General features: G+C 74.6%; 2 protein-coding genes. Both read right to left on the bottom strand.

The genetic code is table 11. The annotated features are described in order from the left end of the window. On the bottom strand, positions 1-3,421 hold a 3,421-nt coding region (locus G3I65_RS01365; protein ID WP_160693956.1), incomplete at its 3' end, for a type I polyketide synthase. A gap of 2 nt (positions 3,422-3,423) precedes the next feature. Next, positions 3,424-3,934 (bottom strand): acyl carrier protein (locus G3I65_RS01360; protein ID WP_160693954.1); only part of this gene is annotated, 511 nt, incomplete at its 5' end.

Below are 3,934 nucleotides of genomic sequence, written 5' to 3'. Positions count from 1 at the left end.
CGACGGCGAACAGCGACTGCCGCGGCACCGCCACCGGCCGCACGGTCAGCGCCTCGACCGCGACGACCGGCTCCCCGGCGTCGTCGGTCGCCACCAGGGTGATCGTCTCGGGGCCGCTGGCCGAAAGCCGGACGCGCAGGGCCGAGCGGCCGCGCGCGGACACGGTTACGCCGGTCCAGCTGAACGGCACCCGGCCCGCGCCGGTGTCCGGGAGCACGCCGAGCGCCATCGCGTGCAGCGCGCTGTCGAGCAACGCCGGGTGCAGCGCGAACTTCCCCGCATCGGCGGGCAGGGCCACCTCGGCGAAGACATCGCCGCCCCGCCGCCAGGCCGCGCGCAGGCCCTGGAACGCGGGGCCGTAGCCGAACCCGCGGTCGCCGAACCGGGTGTAGAGGTCCTCGACGTCGACGGGTTCGGCGTCCGCGGGCGGCCATTCGGCCGGACCGGCCGGAACCCGGTTTCCGCTGGTCAGCGTGCCGGAGGCGTGCCGGGTCCACGGTTCGTCGAACGCCGAACCCGCCGGGCGGGAGTAGATCCGCAAGGTGCGGGTGGCGCTGACGGCGATCTGGATCTCGACCCCGCTGTCCGGGAGGGTCAGCGGCGTTTCGAGGGTGAGTTCGCCGATGCCGTCGCAGCCGGCCTGCTCGGCCGCGCGCAGGGCGAGTTCGACGAACGCCGTCCCCGGCACCAGCGTCGAACCGAGCACCACGTGGTCGGCGAGCCACGGGTGCGACCGCGGCGAAAGGAGGCCGGTGCACAGGAAACCGTCGCCGTCGGCCAGCGCCAGCGCGGCTCCGAGCAGCGGGTGGTCGGGGTGGGTGAGCCCGGCGGCGGTGACGTCGCCGGTCGCGGCCGGCGCGGCCAGCCAGAACCGCTCGTGCTCGAACGGGTAGTGCGGCAGCGGGAGGCGCCTCGTGCCGCCGAAGAACGCCAGCCAGTCGACGGCGGTGCCGCGGACGTGCAGGGTGCTCAGGCCACGGATCAGCGTGGCGGCCTCCGGCCGGTCGGCGCGCAGGAGCGGGACGGCGCCGTCGGTGAGCGGGGCGAGGACCGCGGCCGGGCCCAGCTCGGCGAAGACGGTGACGCCCTGGGCGCGCAGGCGCTCGACGCCGTCGTGGAACCGGACCGGCTGCCGCACCTGGCGGACCCAGTAGTCCGCGTCCCACGCCGCGTCCGGCTCCACAGTGGACACCAGCGGGATCGTGGGGGCGGCGTAGGAAAGTCCGTCGAGAACCGTGCGGAACTCGGCGAGCATCGGCTCCATCAGCGCCGAGTGGAAGGCGTGGCTGGTCTTGAGCCGCTTGGTCTTCGCGAACGTCGCCGCATACTCGACCACCGCGGCTTCCACCCCGGACAGCACCACCGAGTCCGGGCCGTTCACCGCGGCCAGGGACACGCCTTCCGGCAGCTCGATGTCCTTTTCGGACGCTTGCACGGCGATCATCGCGCCACCCTCTGGCAGCGCCTGCATCAGCCGGCCCCGCGCGGCGACGAGCGCACAGGCGTCTTCCAGCGTCAGCACCCCCGCGACATGCGCGGCCGCGATCTCGCCGACCGAGTGACCGAGGAGCAGGTCCGGCCGTACGCCCCACGACTCCAGCAGCCGGTACAGCGCGACTTCGAGGGCGAAGATGGCCTGCTGGGCGAGTCCGGTCTCCGCCGACCCCGACAGGTCCCGCACCCGCGGGTCGAGGTGGGCGCACACGGCGTCGAACGCGGTTGCATAGGCCGGGAACGCCTCGTACAGCTCGCGGCCCATCCCGGCCCGCTGTGAACCCTGCCCGGTGAACAGGAACGCGGTCTTGCCTCCGGGTTCACCCTGGATGACGTCGAACTCGCGCAACGCGGTCACCAGCGCGTCCCGGTCCTCGGCGACGACGACCGCGCGGTGGTCCAGTCCGCCCCGGGTCGCCAGCGCGGCCGCCAGGTCCGGCAGTTCGACGTCCACTGTGGACAGCTGCTCGGCGTGCTCGCGCAAGGCGGACGCGGTCCGCGCGGACAGCAGCACCGGCGTGACCGGCAGCGTGGTCAGCGCGGCCGGTTCGGCTGCCGGGGCCTGCTCCAGGATCACGTGGGCGTTCGTGCCGCTCATCCCGAACGACGACACGCCCGCGCGGCGGGGCCGCCCGGTCTCGGGCCACGGCTGCGTCTCGGTGAGCAGCCGGACGTTGCCCGCCGCCCAGTCGACGTGCGGCGTCGGCTCGTCGACGTGCAAGGTCTTCGGCAGCACGCCGTGGCGCAGGGCCTGGATCATCTTGATGACGCCGCCGACCCCGGCGGCGGACTGGGCGTGCCCGATGTTCGACTTCAGCGAGCCCAGCCACAGCGGGTGCGGCCGGTCGCGGCCGTAGGTGGCCAGCACGGCCTGCGCCTCGATCGGGTCGCCGAGCCGGGTGCCGGTGCCGTGCGCCTCGACGGTGTCCACATCGGACGGCGCGAGCCGCGCCCCGGCCAGCGCGTCGCGGATCACCCGTTGCTGCGACGGGCCGTTGGGGGCGGTGAGGCCGCTGCTCGCACCGTCCTGGTTGACCGCGGAACCGCGGACGACGGCGAGAACGTCGTGCCCGTTGCGGCGGGCGTCGGACAGCCGCTCCAGCAGGAGCAGGCCGACGCCTTCGGCCCAGCCGGTGCCGTCCGCGGCGGCGGCGAACGACTTGCAGCGCCCGTCCGCGGCCAGCCCGCGCTGGCGGCTGAACTCGACGAACAGCGTCGGCGAAGCCAGCACCATGACACCACCCGCGAGCGCGAGCGAACACTCGCCCGCGCGCAGGGCTTGCGCGGCGAGGTGCAGCGCGACCAGCGACGACGAGCACGCCGTGTCGACGGTGACCGCCGGGCCCTCCAGCCCGAACTGGTAGGCGAGCCTGCCGGAGATCACGCTGCCCGCGTTGCCGGTCAGCAGGTGGCCTTCGAGCCCTTCGGGCGCGACGGACCAGCCACTGCCGTAGCCGGACGAGGACGCGCCCACGAACACGCCGGTGCGGCCGCCGCGCAGGCCCGCCGGGTCGACCCCGGCGTCCTCGAACAGCGCCCACGTCGATTCGAGCAGGAGCCGCTGCTGCGGGTCCATCGCGAGCGCGGCCCGCGGCGAGATGCCGAAGAAGCCCGCGTCGAACCCGGCGACGTCGTCGAGGAACCCGCCGGCGGCCGCGTGGCTCGCGCCGCGACCGTCCGGATCGGACAGTGCGGCGAGGTCCCAGCCGCGGTCGGCGGGAAACGGCGTGACGGCGTCGCGGCCGTCCCGCACGAGGTCCCACAGGTCGTCGGGCGACGCGACGCCGCCGGGGTACCGGCAGCTCATGCCGACGACGGCGATCGGCTCGGGTTCGCCGGACTCGACCTCCTGCAGGCGCGTGCGCGTCTGCTGCAGCTCGGCGGTCACCCGCCGGAGGTACTCGACCAGCCGGTCCTCGTTGGACACCGTCAGCTCCCCAGTGCGTTGTCGATGAAGTCGAAGAGGTCGTCCGCGGACGCCGTGGCGAGGCTGTCCGGGACGGTGGCGGCTCCCGCGGTGCCGGACCACTTGGCCAGCAACGTCTGGAGCCTGCCGTGGACGGCCGCCCGGGCGGCGTCGTCGAGCTCGGCTGCCAGCAGGCGCGTCTCCAGGCTGTCCACTTCGGACAGCAGCCGGTTCGCGTCCGGCTCGGTGCCGGTCAGCTCGCCGCGCAGGTGCGCCGCGAGCTCGGTGGGCGAAGCGTGGTCGAACACCAGCGTCGAGGGCAGCCGCAGCCCGGTCGCGGTGGCGAGCCGGTTGCGCAGCTCGACGGCGGTCAGCGAGTCGAAGCCGACCTCCAGGAACCCGCGGCCGGGATCGACCCCGGTGGCGTCGGCGTGCCCGAGCACGGCAGCCATCGCCTCGCGCACCAGGTCGAGCACGATCCCGTCCTGCTCGGCCGGAGTCCGCCCGCCCAGCCGCCGGACCAGCCCGGCGGCG

The organism is Amycolatopsis sp. SID8362, from assembly GCF_010550475.1.
GTDB classification, from domain to species: Bacteria; Actinomycetota; Actinomycetes; order Mycobacteriales; family Pseudonocardiaceae; genus Amycolatopsis; species Amycolatopsis eburnea.
The sequence above is the reverse complement of the archived record's forward strand: the minus strand, read 5'-3'. Positions and strand labels throughout refer to the sequence as shown.